Source organism: Streptomyces sp. H39-C1, assembly GCF_027158125.1.
GTDB classification, from domain to species: Bacteria; Actinomycetota; Actinomycetes; order Streptomycetales; family Streptomycetaceae; genus Actinacidiphila; species Actinacidiphila fildesensis.
Window position 1 is genome coordinate 1 of sequence record NZ_JAPVLS010000106.1, and the last position, 16,250, is coordinate 16,250.

The 16,250-nt window shown below is 69.7% G+C and carries 10 protein-coding genes; 2 read left to right on the top strand and 8 right to left on the bottom strand.

Annotated elements, in window-relative coordinates:
• Positions 1-135 precede the first annotated feature (135 nt).
• The 4 genes from O3W51_RS41090 to O3W51_RS41105 form a co-directional block, all read right to left on the bottom strand.
• Positions 136-1,875: an N-acyl-D-amino-acid deacylase family protein gene (locus tag O3W51_RS41090; protein WP_138353582.1), complete on the bottom strand. Its 1,740-nt coding sequence runs from the start codon at positions 1,873-1,875 to the stop codon at positions 136-138.
• A gap of 144 nt (positions 1,876-2,019) precedes the next feature.
• Positions 2,020-3,147 (bottom strand): LLM class flavin-dependent oxidoreductase, encoded by a 1,128-nt coding sequence (locus O3W51_RS41095; RefSeq protein WP_138353581.1) that lies wholly within the window; start codon positions 3,145-3,147, stop codon positions 2,020-2,022.
• 104 nt (positions 3,148-3,251) lie between these two features.
• Positions 3,252-4,034 carry an SDR family NAD(P)-dependent oxidoreductase gene (locus O3W51_RS41100; protein WP_138353580.1) on the bottom strand — a complete coding sequence of 261 codons (783 nt, stop codon included), beginning with the start codon at positions 4,032-4,034 and terminating at the stop codon, positions 3,252-3,254.
• Between the two features lie 34 nt (positions 4,035-4,068).
• The gene (locus tag O3W51_RS41105; protein ID WP_138353579.1) at positions 4,069-5,046 is read right to left on the bottom strand and encodes a TIGR03619 family F420-dependent LLM class oxidoreductase; all 978 of its coding nucleotides are present in this window, start codon (positions 5,044-5,046) and stop codon (positions 4,069-4,071) included.
• Positions 5,047-5,276: 230 nt separating this feature from the next.
• Between O3W51_RS41105 and O3W51_RS41110 the strand changes: the two genes are divergently transcribed.
• A complete protein-coding gene (locus O3W51_RS41110; protein WP_198357775.1) occupies positions 5,277-6,707 on the top strand; it encodes an FG-GAP and VCBS repeat-containing protein in 1,431 nt (476 codons plus the stop codon).
• 63 nt (positions 6,708-6,770) lie between these two features.
• On the opposite strand, the gene O3W51_RS41115 is transcribed toward O3W51_RS41110, so the two are convergent.
• Positions 6,771-7,988: an amidohydrolase family protein gene (locus O3W51_RS41115; RefSeq protein WP_198357776.1), complete on the bottom strand. Its 1,218-nt coding sequence runs from the start codon at positions 7,986-7,988 to the stop codon at positions 6,771-6,773.
• A 76-nt stretch (positions 7,989-8,064) separates the two neighbouring features.
• A complete protein-coding gene (locus tag O3W51_RS41120) occupies positions 8,065-8,730 on the bottom strand; it encodes an AMP-binding protein (RefSeq protein WP_232485314.1) in 666 nt (221 codons plus the stop codon).
• A gap of 499 nt (positions 8,731-9,229) precedes the next feature.
• Here O3W51_RS41120 and O3W51_RS41125 point away from each other — a divergent pair, with 499 nt between their 5' ends.
• Entirely contained in the window at positions 9,230-12,157 is a 2,928-nt protein-coding gene (locus O3W51_RS41125) for an AfsR/SARP family transcriptional regulator (protein ID WP_269288868.1), read from the top strand.
• A gap of 2,121 nt (positions 12,158-14,278) precedes the next feature.
• Here O3W51_RS41125 and O3W51_RS41130 read toward each other — a convergent pair.
• Together O3W51_RS41130 and O3W51_RS41135 are read right to left on the bottom strand one after the other, a co-directional pair.
• Complete coding sequence (locus tag O3W51_RS41130) at positions 14,279-14,998, bottom strand: DUF6159 family protein (RefSeq protein ID WP_269288871.1); 720 nt, start codon at positions 14,996-14,998, stop codon at positions 14,279-14,281.
• Between the two features lie 136 nt (positions 14,999-15,134).
• Positions 15,135-15,626: a hypothetical protein gene (locus O3W51_RS41135; RefSeq protein WP_269288873.1), complete on the bottom strand. Its 492-nt coding sequence runs from the start codon at positions 15,624-15,626 to the stop codon at positions 15,135-15,137.
• Positions 15,627-16,250 lie beyond the last annotated feature (624 nt).

Sequence of the window (16,250 nt, forward strand, 5' to 3'; positions counted from 1 at the left end):
GCCCGCCGCAGGCGCAACGGCGGGCCAGGTGCCGACGCACATGCATCCGTACCGGCAAAGGGCGGGTGGGTGGGGAACCCGCCGCAGGCGCAACGGTGGGGCGGGCGCCGACGTACCGCACCCCGTCAGTGCCCGTTACACCGTGTGGACGGATGCCGTGTCGCGGCCCGACCGCAACACCGTTCCGGGGACGGCGCCGGTGATTTCGTCGTCTCTGATCGTCTCGACGCCGTTGACCCGTACGGAGACGATGCCGATCGCGCGCGAGTCGAGTCGGGGGCTATTGCCCGGGAGGTCGTGGACGAGGGTGGCGATGCCGGCGTCGATGCGGGTGGGGTCGAAGAGGACGAGGTCGGCGTAGTAGCCCTCGGTCACCCGGCCTCGGCCGCGGAGGCCGAAGAGCTGGGCGGGGTCGTCGGTGAGCATGCGGACGGCCTGTTCCAGGGGGACCAGGCGGCGGCCCCGGAGGCAGTCGCCGAGGAAGCGGGTGGTGTAGGGGGCGCCGCACATGCGGTCGAGGTGGGCGCCCGCGTCGGAGCCGCCGAGCATGACGTCCTCGTGTTCCCAGGTGCGGGCGCGGAGCGCCCAGCTGTCCGGGTCGTTGTCGGTGGGCATCGGCCACAGGACGGTCCGCATGTCGTCGTTGGCGCAGATCTCGACGATGGTCTCGAACGCCTCCTGGCCGCGTTCGGCGGCGATGTCCTTGACGACGCGGCCGCTGACGCCGGTGTTGGCCTCGGAGTAGGTGTCGCCGATGACGTAGCGGCCGAAGTTGGCGAGGCGGCGGAAGACGCCGGCTTCGGGGCTGTTGGCGCTGCGGAGCATTTCGGCGCGGACGGCGGGGTCGCGGAGTTTCGCGATGCGTTCGGGGATGGGGAGGTTGAGGATCTCGCCCCAGCCGGGGATGAGGTTGAGGGCGCAGAACGTGCCGAGGGACATGTTCATGGGCGTGAGGATCGGCATGGTGAGGGCGACGATGCGGCCGCCGGCCTTGCGGGCGCGTTCTGAGGCGGCGAGCTGGCGGGGGACGCGGGCCGGGACGGCGGCGTCGATGGTGAGGACGTTCCAGTTGAGGGGGCGTCCGGCGGCGGCGCTCATGTCGACGAAGAGGTCGATCTCCTCGTCCGCGAACTGGTCGAGGCAGCCGGCGACGATCGCCTCGATCTGGGTGCCCTCGTGTTCGCCGACGGCGCGGGACAGGGCGATGAGTTCGTCGCGGCCGGCGTGCCGGGAGGCGACGGGTCGGCCGTCGCCGTCGGAGTGGGTGGAGGACTGGGTGGTGGACAGTCCCCAGCCGCCGGCGGCCATGGATTCGTGGAAGAGCTGGAGCATCTGCTCCAGCTGCTTCCCGGTCGGCTGTCCGCCGACGGCGTCCGGGCCCATGACGTGCCGGCGGAGCGCGCAGTGGCCGACCATGAAGCCGGCGTTGACGGCGATCCGGCCTTCGAGGGCGTCGAGGTACTCGCCGAAGGAGGACCAGGTCCAGTCGACGCCCTCCTCCAGGGCCTTGAGGGACATGCCCTCGACCTTGGACATCATGCGGCGCGTGTAGTCGGCGTCCTCGGGGCGGGCGGGGTTGAGCGGGGCCAGGGTGAAGCCGCAGTTGCCGCCCGCGATGGTGGTGACGCCGTGGTTCATGGACGGGGTGGCGAAGGGGTCCCAGAACAGCTGGGCGTCGTAGTGGGTGTGGGGGTCGACGAAGCCGGGGGTCAGGACGAGGCCGGTGGCGTCCTCTTCGGTCCTGGCGGGCTCCGTGACGGTGCCGGGTTCGGCGATGGTGGCGATCTTGCCGCCGCGCAGACCGACATCGGCGGTGTACGCGGGGGCTCCCGTGCCGTCCACCACGGTGGCGCCCTTGATCAGGTGGTCAAGCATGGTCGATCTCACCTCTCCGGGTTGTGAAGTCGTGCGGGCGTGGTTGCGCCTCCGGTCCGGACAGGTCGGCAGACCGCTGCCGTATGACGCCCTGTCCCGGCCGGAGGCGCGGGGCGGCGGTCCGGGAAGACGCCGCCCCCGCTTCTACTGGCCCGCCGCCTGGCGGAACCGGGTGGTGCGGTGCACCGGGTCCGTGTCGATCTTCGGGATGACGTGCTCACCGATGAGCTTGATCGTGTTCATCGTGTCCTCGTACGAGATCCCGATCGGCAGCCCGAAGGAGAGCTGGTCGGCGCCGGCCTGCTCCCAGCGCTTGCACTGCGCGGTGACCTCGTCCGGGTCGCCGCAGATCATCAGCTCCTCGGCGATGAGGAGTTCGATGATCTCCTCGCTGTACTCGGGGAGCAGTTCCGGCCACTCGGGGATGCCCTCGGGCCGGGGGAAGGTGTCGTGGTAGCGGAAGACCAGCGACTGCAGCCGGTTGAGGCCGCCCTTGGCGGCGATCTCGACGGCCTTGGCGTGCGTCTCCGCGCAGATGGCGGTGGACGTCACCATGACGTTGTCGTTGACGAAGTCGCCGATCGGCTCGGCCTCCTGGATGCCGTTCTTGTACTGCTCCAGCACCCACTCCATGTCGGAGACCTTCTGGACGCTGAAGCCGAGTACGCCGAGGCCCTTCTTGGCGGCCATCGCGTACGAGGAGGGCGATCCGGCGGCGTACCACATGGCCGGGTGCGACTTCCCGTACGGCTTGGGGAAGATCTTGCGCGGCGGCAGTGACCAGTGCTTCCCCTGGAACCCGACGTACTCGTCCTGGAGCCACATCTTGGGGAACTCGGCGATGGTCTCTTCCCAGATCTCCTTGGTGTGGTTCATGTCGGTGATGCCCGGCATGAACCCCAGGATCTCGTGGCTGCCCGCGCCGCGTCCCGAGCCGAACTCGAACCGGCCCTCGGAGAGGTGGTCGAGCATCGCGACCTTCTCGGCGACCTTCACCGGGTGGTTGACGGGGGCGAGCGGGTTGAAGATGCCGGATCCGAGGTGGATGCGCTCGGTGGCGTGGGCGAGGTAGCCGAGGAAGACCTCGTTCGCCGACAGGTGCGAGTACTCCTCCAGGAAGTGGTGCTCGGAGGCCCAGGCGTACTTGAAGCCGGACTTGTCCGCCTGGATGACGTACTCGGTCTCCTCCAGCAGCACCTTGTGCTCCGCCTGGGGGTCGACCGCGGAGCGCGCGACAGGCACATATCCCTGTACAAAGAGCCCGAATTCCAAGGAGGTTCACCGTCCTAAAGTTTTCTGACACTCCGTCAGATACGAACGACTCTGGCACCGCCTCGGCGGAGCGTCAATAGCTGATGATGTGTCAGATTTAGCGACTAGAAGACCGAGACCCCGGCGAGCCAGCCACCGTCGATCACGAACGGCTGCCCCGTGATGTACGACGAGTCATCGCTGGTCAGGAACAGTGCGAGCTTCGCCACCTCGGCCGGCTGACCGATCCGGCCCAGCGGTACGAGCTTCTTGTAGAACTCGTCCAGCGCGGCCGTGGACTCCGCCGGGTCCGCCTCCGGATCGAGCTGGGAGGGGTTGGACATGGGGGTGTCGATGGCGCCGGGGCACATCGCGTTCACCCGGATCCCCTTGGGCGCGCCCTCCATCGCGGCCACCCGCGTCATCCCGACGATCGCGGCCTTCGTGGCGGCGTACGACGTCAGCAGCGCCATACCGGTCAGCGCGGTGTACGAGGCGGTGTTGACGATCGTGCCGCCGCCGGCCGCCTCGATGGCGGGGATCGCCGCCCGCATCCCGAGGAACGCGCCGACCTGGTTGACCTGCACCACCAGCTGGTACTCCTCCAGCGGGGTGCTCGCCAGCTCGTTGAAGCGCAGGATGCCCGCGTTGTTGACCAGGCCGTCGAGCCGGCCGAAGGCCTCCGTCGTCGCGGCGACGGCCGCCGCCCAGTCCTCCTCGCGGCTCACGTCCAGATGGACGTAGCGGGCGCTGTCCCCTATCTCCTTGGCCAGCGCCTCGCCCTGCTCGTCGAGCACATCCGCGAGGACGACGTTCGCCCCCTCGGCGGCGAACAGCCGCGCCTCCTGCTCGCCCTGCCCGCGCGACGCGCCGGTGATCAGCACCACGCGCCCGTCCAGCTTGCCCATGTGTGTCCCCTTACTCGTTGAGGTGCGGAGCGACCTACTCGTCGAGGTGCGGCGCGACATCGGAGGCGAACGCCTCCATCTGCTCGATCAGCTCGGCCCTGCTACGGCTGCGGAACCGGACCTGGATCTGCCCGACCCCCATCGCCCGGTACTCCCGCAGGCTCGCCGCGAGCGCGTCCGGCTTGCCGTGCAGCGTGCGCCGCCCGACCTCCCATGCCGGCGCCCCGACGTACAGCGGCTCGGCGATGGTGCCGATCTCGATCGGCGTGGTGACGCCCGCCTGCTCGCGCAGTTCCCGGATCCGGGCGATCTGCTGGGGCAACTTGTCGCGCGGGTCGCCCTGCGGCAGCCACCCGTCGCCCCGGACGGCGGCCCGGCGCACGGCGGCGGGCGACGACCCGCCGACCCAGATCGGCGGCCCGCCCGGCCGGGCGGGGCGGGGGCGCTGCCCGAGGCCGCTGAAGTCGAAGAACTCCCCGTGGTGCTCGGGGAACTCCTCGGCGAACGCCGCCCGCAGCGCGTCGATCGTCTCGTCCAGCACGGGGCCGCGCCGCGCGAAGTCGGCGCCGACCGCGTCGAACTCCTCCGCCACATGACCCGCCCCGACCCCGAGGATCAGCCGGCCTCCGGAGAGGTGGTCGAGCGTCGCGTACGCCTTGGCGGTGACCAGGGGGTGGCGCAGGCCGACGACGGCGACATGGCTGAGCAGCCGGACGTTCGTCGTGACGGCGGCGAGGTAGGCGAGGGTCGCCACCGGGTCGTACCAGGTGGTGCTCATCGCGTCGGCCAGGCGTCGCGGGATCGCGACGTGGTCGCACGAGGCGATGTAGTCGAACCCGGACCGGTCGGCGGCCCGGGCGATCTCGACGAGGTCGGCGGGGCCGGCCTGTCGTTCCCACGGCTCGGCGTACATCGTGCTCAGCGACTGGACGGGCAGTTGCATCCCGTAACGCACGGCGCGGCTCTCCCTTGGTCGACGGGGCGGGCCTGCGGCCCGGGCTTCGCGGCCCATCGTCGTATCTGACGGTGTGTCAGTAAAGGGGTACGCGGGGTTTTCTGGGCCGGCCTGCCGTCGCCGGTGTCACACAACGACCCGTTGCCCACGTCGTACGACAGGCCGCCGCCCGCGTCGTACGGGCGCCCGGCGCCCGCGTCGTACAACCGTCCGCACCTTTCGGCAGTCGGACACGTAACACCATGACCAGAAGGACCAGTACTCACACCAGACAACAGGAGCACCACATGCGGCACCGGATATCACCCATCGCCGCAGCCGTGCTGCTGGCCGGCATCGCGGGCTGCTCCGGCACCGACGCGCCCACCCCCGTGCACACCCCTCCAGCCGCCAAGGCGGCCGGGGGCCCGCGTGCCGACTTCAACGGCGACGGGTACAACGACCTGGCCGTCCGTGTGAACGGTCTCCGCGTCGAACTGGAGACGAAACCCGGCGCGATCGTGGTGACCTACGGCGGAAAGGACGGGCTGGACGCCGCCCGCAGAACCGTCATCGACCAGGACACCGACGGCATTCCCGACGGACATCTCGACGGCGTCATGACCTACGGCGACCTCGACAACGACGGTTACACCGACCTGGTCTTCAGCGATGTCGTCGTGTGGGGCGGCGCCGACGGCCTGTCCGGCGGCACGGCGTTCGACCTGCCCGGCCAGCCGTCCGACTCCTCGGGCGGAGCCGGCGCCCTGGCGGTCGGCGACTTCAACGGCGACGGGAAGGCCGAACTCGCCGCCTTCATCGGCACCAAGAAGAACCCCCGTATCTCGGTCCTCGCGGGCGGCTTCACCCGCAAGGGGCCCCGCTCCGGCACCTACGACCTCGCATTCTCGTCCGTATTCGCGAACGCCGGCGGGCTGGGCCCGCTGGAGACGCACCTCACGGCGGGCGACCTCACCGGCGACCACATCAGCGACCTGATCGTCGGAACCCGTTGGTACACCGACAACGACAAGCCCCCGGGGAACACCTTCTTCCAGGGTTCCCGGCAGGGCCTGGCCGACGTGGAGGGCAAGGACGTCGCCGCGGGGCATGTCACCGCGATCGGGGACATCGACCATGACGGCTACGGCGACCTCGCCATCGGCGACTCCTCCAGCCACCAGTTCGACGGACAGGAGAGCCGCGCCGGCTTCGTCACCGTCACCTACGGCAGCAAGGACGGCCCCGGCGACGGCCGCCCCGACCAGGTCATCAGCAAGGACACCCCCGGCCTCCCCGGCCCCCCTCCCCGCGGCCCGTTCGCCGACAGCGTCGCCCTCGGCGACGTCAACGGCGACGGCTTCGCCGACCTCGCCATCGGCGACGGGGCGGAGCCCTTCGGGACGACCATCAACGCCGGGAGGGTCATACTCCTGCGCGGCTCGGCGAAGGGCCTCACCACGGCCGGCGGCCAGTACTTCACCCAGGAGACCCCCGGCATCCCCGGCGACAGTGTCGAGCGGGACCGTTTCGGGGAGCGGCTGACCCTCAGCGACCTCAACAACGACGGCAAGGCCGACCTCACCGTCTGCGGCCCGGAGGACGACAGGAACATGGGATCCGCCTGGATCCTCCCCGGCACCGCCGAGGGCCTGCGCGCCACCGGCACCGTGCGCTTCGGGCCCGCCGACTTCGGCCTGAAGGACAAGCGGGCCTACGGCGGGGACCTCATCGGCTGACCCCCCGCTCTCGCGGTGCTGTGCTCCCCGCCCCCCGGGGAGCACGGCACCGCGAGAGACGGATCAGCCCGCCCAGAGGCCGTCCGGGGTGAGGCCGAGGAGGTCGATCGCGTTGCCGCGGACGATGCGGTCGACGACGTCCGGGGCCAGATGCCCCATCTGCGCCTCGCCGACCTCCTTCGACTTGGGCCACGTGGAGTCGGAGTGCGGGTAGTCCGTCTCGTACAGCACGTTGGGCACGCCGATGGCGTCGAGGTTCTTGAGACCGAAGGCGTCGTCGAAGAAGCACCCGTAGACGTGCTCGGCGAACAGCTCGGACGGCGGCCGGAACACCTTGTCGGCCACGCCGCCCCAGGCCCGGTTCTCCTCCCAGACCACGTTCGCGCGCTCCAGGATGTACGGGATCCAGCCGATCTGGCCCTCCGCGTACATGATCCTGAGGTTCGGGAAGCGCTCGAACTTGCCCGACATCAGCCAGTCGACCATCGAGAAGCAGCAGTTGGCGAAGGTGATCGTCGAACCCACCGCGGGCGGCGCGTCCGCCGAGGTGGAGGGCATCCTGCTGGACGAGCCGATGTGCATCGCGATGACGGTGCCGGTCTCGTCGCAGGCCCGCAGGAACGGATCCCACGCGTCGGTGTGGATGGAGGGCAGCCCCAGGTGCGGCGGGATCTCCGAGAAACAGACGGCCCGCACACCGCGCGCCGCGTTCCTGCGCACCTCGGCCGCCGCCAGCTCCGCGTCCCAGAGCGGGACGAGGGTGAGCGGTATGAGGCGCCCGTGCGCCTCAGGGCCGCACCACTCCTCCACCATCCAGTCGTTGTACGCCCGCACCCCGAGCAGCCCGAGCTCCCGGTCCTTGGCCTCGGTGAACGTCTGGCCGCAGAACCGCGGGAAGGTCGGGAAGCAGAGCGCGGACTGGACGTGGTTGACGTCCATGTCGACCAGCCGCTCGGGCACGCTGAAGGACCCCGGACGCATCTGCTCGTAGGTGATCACCTCGAGCTTGATCTCGTCGCGGGAGTAACCGACGGCGGTGTCGAGGCGGGTCAGCGGCCGGTGCAGATCCTCGTAGATCCACCAGTCGCCGATCGGCCCGTCATCGCCCGGCTGCCCCATGACGGGGGCGAACTTGCCCCCCATGAAGGTCATTTCCTTCAGGGGGGCGCGGACGACGCGCGGGCCGATGTCGTGGTACTTGGACGGGAGCCGGTCCCGCCAGACGTTGGGGGGCTCAACCGTGTGGTCGTCCACCGAGATGATCTTCGGGAAGGTCTCCATGACGACCACGGTAGCGCCGATCTGACGATCCGTCAGCTAAGTGAACGGCCTTCTGTTCACGGCCCACCCCCGCGCGCTACAACGCCACATGCGTAGGAAGCAGAATCCGCCACACCGCGTCCTCCACCCCGTGCACCGCCGCGATCCACCCCACGTTCTCCTCCTCCGTCCCCAGCCGCACCGCCTGCGCCAGTTCCGCCACCACGTCCGCCAGGTCCCCGTGCCCCATCGCCGGCTCCAGCCGGCCGCCCGCCGGCCCGTCGTCCAGGTAGCGCTGGTAGCCCGGCGCGGTGCGCAGGACGCCCACCGGGCGCCAGCTCTCGGCCAGGCTCCACACCGGCTCACCGCCGACGAGGGTGCCGTCCGCCTCCACCACCTGCGTACGGGACCGGTCCACCGCCAGCGCGGTCCAGCCGTCGCCACCCGTCAGTACCGCGGCCGGCGCGCAGCGCTCGACGCAGCGGGCCACCGCCGATGTCACGCCCGGCGCGGGCAGCACGAGCGGTACCGCCGTCATCCCCGCGTAGAGGCAGCCGAAGAACGCCCCCGCGAGATCGGCCCCTTCGGGGTAGGCGAGCAGCACCCGGCTGCCGGGCGGCAGCAACTGCCCCAGCCGCGCGGCCACCGCCCGCGCCCGGCGGTCCAACTCCCGGTAGCTGCACCCGGCGGTGCCCGCCGTGGCGCCGTCGGGGAACGGCAGCACCGGCACCGACTGCGGTGCCCACGCCGCCCGTCGCCGCAACCACGGTCCGGGCAGCCGGTCGACGGCCGCCAGGCCCCTGGCTCCGCTCCGGGGGCGAGATCCGGACCCCGGACCATGGCCGGAACCCGACCCTGACCCTGAACCCGGTCCTGAACCGCTTCCCGAACCGGATCCGGTCCCGGAACCGGATCCGGACCCACCTCTTGTCACCGCCACCGGTACGCATTGTGAACACATGACTGACCTCTCACCTCCCTCGCACCAGGAAACACACCGGCACCACCGAAATTCACACAGCACAATCCGCGGGCAGACACAGACGGAACCTCAAATTCAGCACAACTTTCCCCGTAACGCCGGGTCGGGCCCCAGCACGGGGTGACCCCGGCCCTCCGACACGGCAAACTGGCACGGGACGGGGGGCTGAGCGATCGGCCCCACCCGTCATGCGGACACTGTTCCGGTACGCGATGAACGATAGATATACGCGCGTCGTGCCGATTGACACCGCATCGGCCGGCACGCCTCAGGGGGCAGCATGGACAGCGCGACAGGGCCCGACCGGGGACTGCGGTTCGCAGTTCTCGGTCCGGTACGGGCATGGCGCGACGACCAGCCGATCGTCACCGGGTCGCCGCAGCAGCGGGCGCTCCTGGCCGCGTTGCTGCTGCGCGGCGGCCGGACCGCGACCGCATCCGAACTCCTCGACGCCCTGTGGGGCGAGACGGCACCCACCACCGCGCTGGCCGCGCTGCGCTCGTACGCGTTCCGGCTGCGCAAGGCGCTCGGCGCCGACGCGCTCGTCACCGAATCCGGCGGCTACGCCCTGCATGTGGCGCCCGACGGGCTGGACTTCGCCGCGGCGGAGCGGCTCGCCGCCGAGGCCGAGAAGGCCCGGGGCGCGGGCGACCCGGTCCGGGCCCGCGAGTTGCTCGCGACGGCGCTGGGCATGTGGAACGGCGAACCGCTGGCCGGACTGCCCGGCCCGTACGCGGAGGCCCAGCGCAACCGGCTGGAGGAGTGGCGGCTCACCGTCACCGAGACCCGCCTGGAGTTGGACCTGGAGCTGGCCGCGCACGCCGAGGCCGTCTCCGAACTGACCGCGCTCTCCGCCGAGCAGCCGCTGCGCGAACGGCTGCGCTGCCTGCTGATGCTCGCGCTCTACCGCAGCGGCCGGCAGGCCGAGGCGCTCGGTGTGTACGCCGACACCCGCCGGCTGCTCGCCGACGAGCTGGGCGTCGACCCCTGCGCCGAGCTCAGCGAACTCCACCAGCGGATCCTGGAGGCCGATCCGGGCCTGGCCGCCCCCGCCGGGCCCGGCGCGCACACCGCCGAGGTGGTCCGGCCGGCCCAGCTTCCCGCGACCGTCGCCGACTTCACCGGCCGCGCCGCCTTCGTCCGGGAACTCGGCGCCCAGCTCACCGAGGCCGACAAGGGCGTCATGGCCGTCTCCGCGCTGGCCGGCATCGGCGGCGTCGGCAAGACCACCCTCGCCGTCCATGTCGCCCACGCCGCCCGCGAGGCCTTCCCCGACGGGCAGCTCTACGTCGATCTGCAGGGCACCGACGCCAGGCCCGCGGAACCCGAAGCCGTCCTCGGCTCGTTCCTGCGGGCGCTGGGCCTGTCCGACAGCGCGATCCCCGACTCGCTCGCGGACCGCGCCGCGCTCTACCGCTCCACCCTGGACGGCCGCCGGGTGCTGGCGCTGCTCGACAACGCCCATGACGCCGCCCAGGTCCGGCCGCTGCTGCCCGGCACGCCCGGCTGCGCCGCGCTGATCACCAGCCGGGTCCGGATGGTCGACCTCGCGGGCGCCCACCTCGTCGACCTGGACGTGATGAGCCCCGAGGAGGCGCTCCACCTCTTCACCAAGATCGTCGGCGAGGAACGCGTCACCAGCGAGCGCCAGTCCGCCCTCGACGTCGTCGCCGCCTGCGGCTTCCTGCCCCTCGCCATCCGCATCGCCGCCTCCCGGCTGGCCGCGCGCCGCACCTGGACCGTCGCCGTCCTGGCCCGCAAGCTCGCCGACCAGCGCCGCCGCCTGGACGAACTGCGCGCCGGGGACCTGGCCGTCAAGGCCACCTTCGAACTCGGCTACGGCCAGCTCGAACCCCTCCAGGCCCGCGCGTTCCGCCTCCTGTCGCTCGCCGACGGCCCGGACATCTCCCTGGACGCGGCCGCCGCCGTCCTGGACATGGACCCGTACTCCACCGAGGAACTGCTCGAAGCCCTCGTCGACATCAGCCTCATCGAGTCCGCCGCCCCGGCCCGCTACCGCTTCCACGACCTGCTGCGCCTGTACGCCCGCGAGTGCGCCGACCGCGACGAGACCGACGACGCCCGCTGCCTGGCCCTGTCCCGGCTCCTCGACTTCTACCTCTCCTCCGCCGCGTGCGCCTACGAGCTGGAGAACCCCGGCGACCGCGTCCTGGACCACCTCGCCCCCACCGAACGCGCCGGACTGGCCTTCGGCACCCGCGAAGAGGCCCTGGAATGGCTCTTCTCCGAGGCCCAGGGCCTGCTCGCCGCCGTTCAGCAGGCCGCCGGCGGCGGCTGCGAGGGCCCGATGCGCCGGGCCGTCGACCTGCTGTGGGCAGCAGGGGACCTGATGGAGTCGGGCGTCTACGCCCAGCAGTACGAGCAGGGCGCACGAGCCCTCGTCACCACGGCGGGCGACTGTGCCGAGCACCTGGTCGAGGGCCGGGCCCGCGTCTTGCTCGGCCAACTTCATCGCCTGTTTGGACAGATCGAGGAAGCGGACAACGAAGCCCAGCGTGCCCTCAGCCTCGGTTTGGCCGCCGAGGACCCGCTGACCCACAGCTACGCCCTCAACCTGCGCGGCGGCATCGCCCTGCAAGGCCGCCGCTTCCATGAATGCATGGAGTATCACAGCAACGCGCTGGAGGCGTTCCGCGAGGACGGCAACCGGCACGGCGAGGCCGCCGCGCTCAGCAATCTCTCACGCACGCAACTGGAGTTGGGTGACACGGAGGCGGCTGTCTCCACCGCAGAGCAGGTGGTGGCGATCTACCGCGGGCTGGGCGTTGGCTTCCGGCTCGGCAACGGCCTGTACGCCATGGGCATCGCGCTCACCGCGACCGACCGGCTCGACGAGGCGACCGTGTACCTCACCGAGGCGCTGGGCATCTTCCGTGAGGCGCGGCAGCGCTTCTGGGAGGGCATGACGCTCTTCCGGCTCGCCAAGGTCCACCTGGCGGGCGGCCAGTGGCGCCAGTCCGCGTCCCACGCGGAGCAGGCGCTCGTCATCCTGCGCGAGGTGGGCGGCGAATGGCGCACCGCGAACGCCCTGACGGTCCTGGGCCGGGCACTCGCCGGCTTCGGCCAGACCATCCGCGCCCGCGCCTGCTGGCACGACGCCCTCGGCATCTTCACCGCCCTCAAATCCCCCGAGGCGGAAAAGGTAGAGGAACTGCTAACGGAGGCAAGCGTGGTTGCCCTCGGCTGAGGTGGATCCGGAAGCTTTCGAGGCATCGACGTCGAAAGCCCCGGCATGGTGAACTGCTTGAGAAGCACCTGAGACACCAGGTGCTATCGCGACGTGTGCTGAATTGCTGCCACGTCCACAATTGTGCGCGGCGTGGCCTGCCGGCCGCCAAGCGTTTCATCGGCAGGCAAGCGGTACGGGTCACGCCTCGGTGAGCTCCCGCTGCACTCCGTACCCCCACCTGCGTGAAGTGGATTCTTCTACGGTGCCAAGCACCACAGCAAGGTGTCGACTACCTTCAGCCGGCAGACGAAGCAGGTCCCGGATCTAATCGCAACGAACAGATGCCGATACACCCTGGCCGCAAGAGATGCCACAGAGCGTCGCGTTATCCGCCAGGGCATGCTCCAGGGCCGGGGCACCTGTCTCCCGGCACGCCGCGGAGCTGGTGGAGGCAAGCCCGAACGGTGCGTCTGCTTCGAAGGCGGCGCCCAAGCTTCGGCCTGCCTACCACCGTCGTACGTTCGGCTGGCGAGTGTCACGGGACTGCGCGCTCACCCAAGCAGCGGGCGGGGGGTTGTTGTCCCGACCAAGCCGCGTGAGGAGCTGGGACCCGTGGTGTCCCCGGCGCGCATGCACTTACCGGAGGGTGCCCGACGCTCTACGGGACTGCGCCGACCAATCGCGTAGGAAGCCCCAGGTCCCTTCGTCCGCATTGTCGACGTCTTGTGAATTCCTGACAAGCAGCGCACACTGGAAGGGAGCTCGCGGCGTGACACTAGGACCATTTCCCTGGGGACTAGTTGGGGACCACACGGCACGCGCGATTCCGAACAACTGACGCGTTATAGCACGAAGTGTAGATGCCGTTTGCCCTGTTTGCCGAGAGAATGAGTCGGCAAAATTTGACTGGGGGTCAAGGGGTCGCAGGTTCAAATCCTGTCGTCCCGACGGTGTTTACGCAGGTCAGAGGCCGTCTCCGCATAGCGGGGGCGGCCTTTGCCTTTGGCTTTCGTGGTCCCCAGGCGGTCCCCGGGGCCGATCGTTCGGCCTGTCTTCGCAGGTCAGGGATGGTTAGCGCACCTTGACTCGGTCAATGAGGGCTATGTTCTGCCACGGGCTGCCGGGATCGTTCGGAAAGTACCCGAGTTGGTAGGTGGCTGCTTGTCCGCGGCGGGCGCCGGACCGTTGCTCAGGACACTCGTTGGCCTGGTGTTCTCGTACGGCGGCGGCGCGGATGGCAGGAGTAGTCCCTTGGTTGGTGTCGAGCGCGGGATGGACTTGCTCTGTGTCCGGGGACCGTCAGGGGACCACCTTGCAAAGCGGGCTGGTTCGGAGCTGTCGGGGGGCTGGTGCGGCCTTGGATGTTGTGGAGTCCCCACAACTGCTCGGGGTTACCAGGCGACGGCGGGTGTGATGTCGCGGTGAGTCCACCACCGCTGGGGCCAGTGGGACGGCGCTGGCCAATGTGCGGACCCTGCCATCTGCGCCGAAGATTCGGTCCTCCGTGCGGCGGATTTGGACTCCAAAAGCCCAGGCGTCGGAGGTGTCTCACAGTGCCGGCGGTTGGGAGCGGTACGACGATCTGGGCGGAGCGGATATACCTGCTGATGGCCTGCACGCCCACGGGTAACGGAAGGGGTTGTGTTGGTCCACCGACGAGATCACGGATGGTCTGGCGGCCGGTGAGTAGGACATGGGAACCATCGGAACGGAGCCGGTATGCGCGTACACCCTCGGCTGCGACGTTGAGGCGTGGTCCGGAGCGAGGCTGCGGGCCGTGGTCGTTGGCAACGGGCCCGGGTTGGTAACGGCAGGTTTGCCGGGCTTGCACGGTTCCTGAGGGGTGTGCCGGCGCACTGGTCTTCATCGGCGTCCGCTCGGTGAGGACGTATCAGATTGGGGTGCCTCGGAGTGGTTCTGCCTGGTCGCAACCGCGATCTGATTGCTACGTTCGATCAGATTCGCCTTGCTGTTCGTGGGGGTGCGCCGTTCCGGAGCCGAAAGCGCACCGGATGGAGACTTTGGCGGAGATAGCCGCGGGGCGTCATCGCCGCGTGCGGTGAACGCGCCGAGCGACGTCCGGGCGGACGAGACGTGTGCGAGGTTGCGAAGGACGGGGCTGCCGGTGGCGGCGCTGCATCAGAGCGCGGCCGAAGCGTCCCGGTACAGGACGGTGCGGAAGATCGCAGAGACCGTGGCCCCCACCAAGAGCGCGCAGAACAGGAGCAGGGCGCCGGCCGTTCCGCCCGCGATGGCGGGCCCTACGTCGTTCGATTCGACACCGAGCATGAAGGCGACGAATCCGATGATCACCGATAGGACAATCGGCAGCGCGATCCACAGCGAGCCGTACACCCGCCGGGAGAAGGTCTCGCTCAGCATCTGCGCAGAGCGGCGGGTGGCCTCGGCCAACCCGAGGCCGTCGACCATCATGGCGGGCAGCGTCAGGTAAGTGGTGGCGGCCCAGCCCACCTTGAACAGTTCGCCCAAGATCCAGCCGACGACCGGGACTCGCTCCAACTGCCGGATGAGCAGCAGGACCGTCGTACTGAGCAGACTCCACACCAGCAGCCGTCTCCAGTGCCGTGCAGCCCGCCGGTAGCTCGCTCCGATGCGCGCGGGCTCTCCTCGCAGCACGCCATCGACCGCGCAGATCATCGCGGCGCTGCAGAGGGTGAGAGCGAACCCCACCAGAAGGTAACCGGCACCAAAGGAGATGAATTCGAGGACGGACGGCGACGACTCGTCGCCATCCAGCAGGAACTCCAGCGCCGCCCCTCCAACAGCGATCAGCGCGGCACCGCTGAGGAGCGGGAAGACCAGCAGGCGTCGGTTGCCGCGCAGCACTTTGAAGGACACACGAACGGGCTGAACGGTACTCACGAGGGCCCCCACAGGCGGTCATGCACTGTTGACGCGCCACAGGCTATGTCACGCGCAGGTGGCGCTCACCAGGGAGGGGCACCGTCGCGGGGCAGAGATGCTGGCGAAGCTTTCAGGTGGCGGCGGTGACCGCGGACGCGACGGCGTTTGCCGTTGCCTGGCCGGGAGTCAGGCTTGTTGTGTGCGCGGCGGCGACCGGTTGCTTGCTGATCACGACGTAGTGGTGTCCGGTGGTGTCCGCGGCGACTGGCGCGCGTAGGGTCTCGCCGACCGTGACGATGGTCGTGCAGCGCATCTGGGCCAGGGTGTTGAGGTAGGTGGCGGGTGCGACGGCGGGCGGCAGGGTGTGGCGCTGGACGATGAGATCCGTACGCTGCGTGGCGGCCTGGGTCAGGCCCGCCCACACGGAGGCGATCGTCTTGTCGTCCGCTGTGGCGTCGGTGAGCATGCAGGCACGGAGTTGGCTGTCGATGGTGGATACCGCGGTGGGGGCCTGGTTGCTTTGGGTACCGCCACCCGTGCTGAGCACGACGGCCGTGATGCCGATGACCAGAGCGCCGCCTGTGGCAGTGATCCCGGTCTGCCGTCGGGTGGGTCGTCGCATCGTGGGCCTCCGTGAATTTCGCGTGAGGTGAGATGGTAACCGGCCGTTGCGCGCGCCACGCTCCTACTATTGAAGATCACGATTGAATCGCCTTTGCATCTCGGCAAGGCTATGGATCTTGCGCAGCGAATCTCTGAGGGGATACTTTCCGCTCGCCGTGCGTCGACTGCGCCTTCTTCGGTTGCGTTTACCCCACGGGTTTCTTTGAGTTTTTCGCGAAGTGGGGTGGGCGGGTCGTGCGGCAGGTTTCACGCTGGCGTTGTTGGGTTGCTGTCGTAGCGATGACGGTCGCTTTTTGGGCTCAGGGCACTGCGGCGTTCGCTTCGCCGCGTCCGACGCCGTCCTTGGGTGCTGTCCTGTCTGACCTGTTCAAGCTGCTCGGGGCGCCGGACGGGTCCGGTCCCGGTTCGTCAACGGGGACCGCCGCCCATGCGCATCGTGCGCACAGCGGTGCGGGCCATCCCAGCGGATCGGCGCCCGGCGTAGGAAAGGGTGAGCTGCCACCCGCTACTGCTGCCGCCAGCGGCTCAGATGCCGTCGGTAAATCCGGGGTTTCGCGGCACGGGTTCAATACCAAGACTTCCCGGCGCTTGGCATCAAGATCGGGCGCGAAGTTTGATTTTT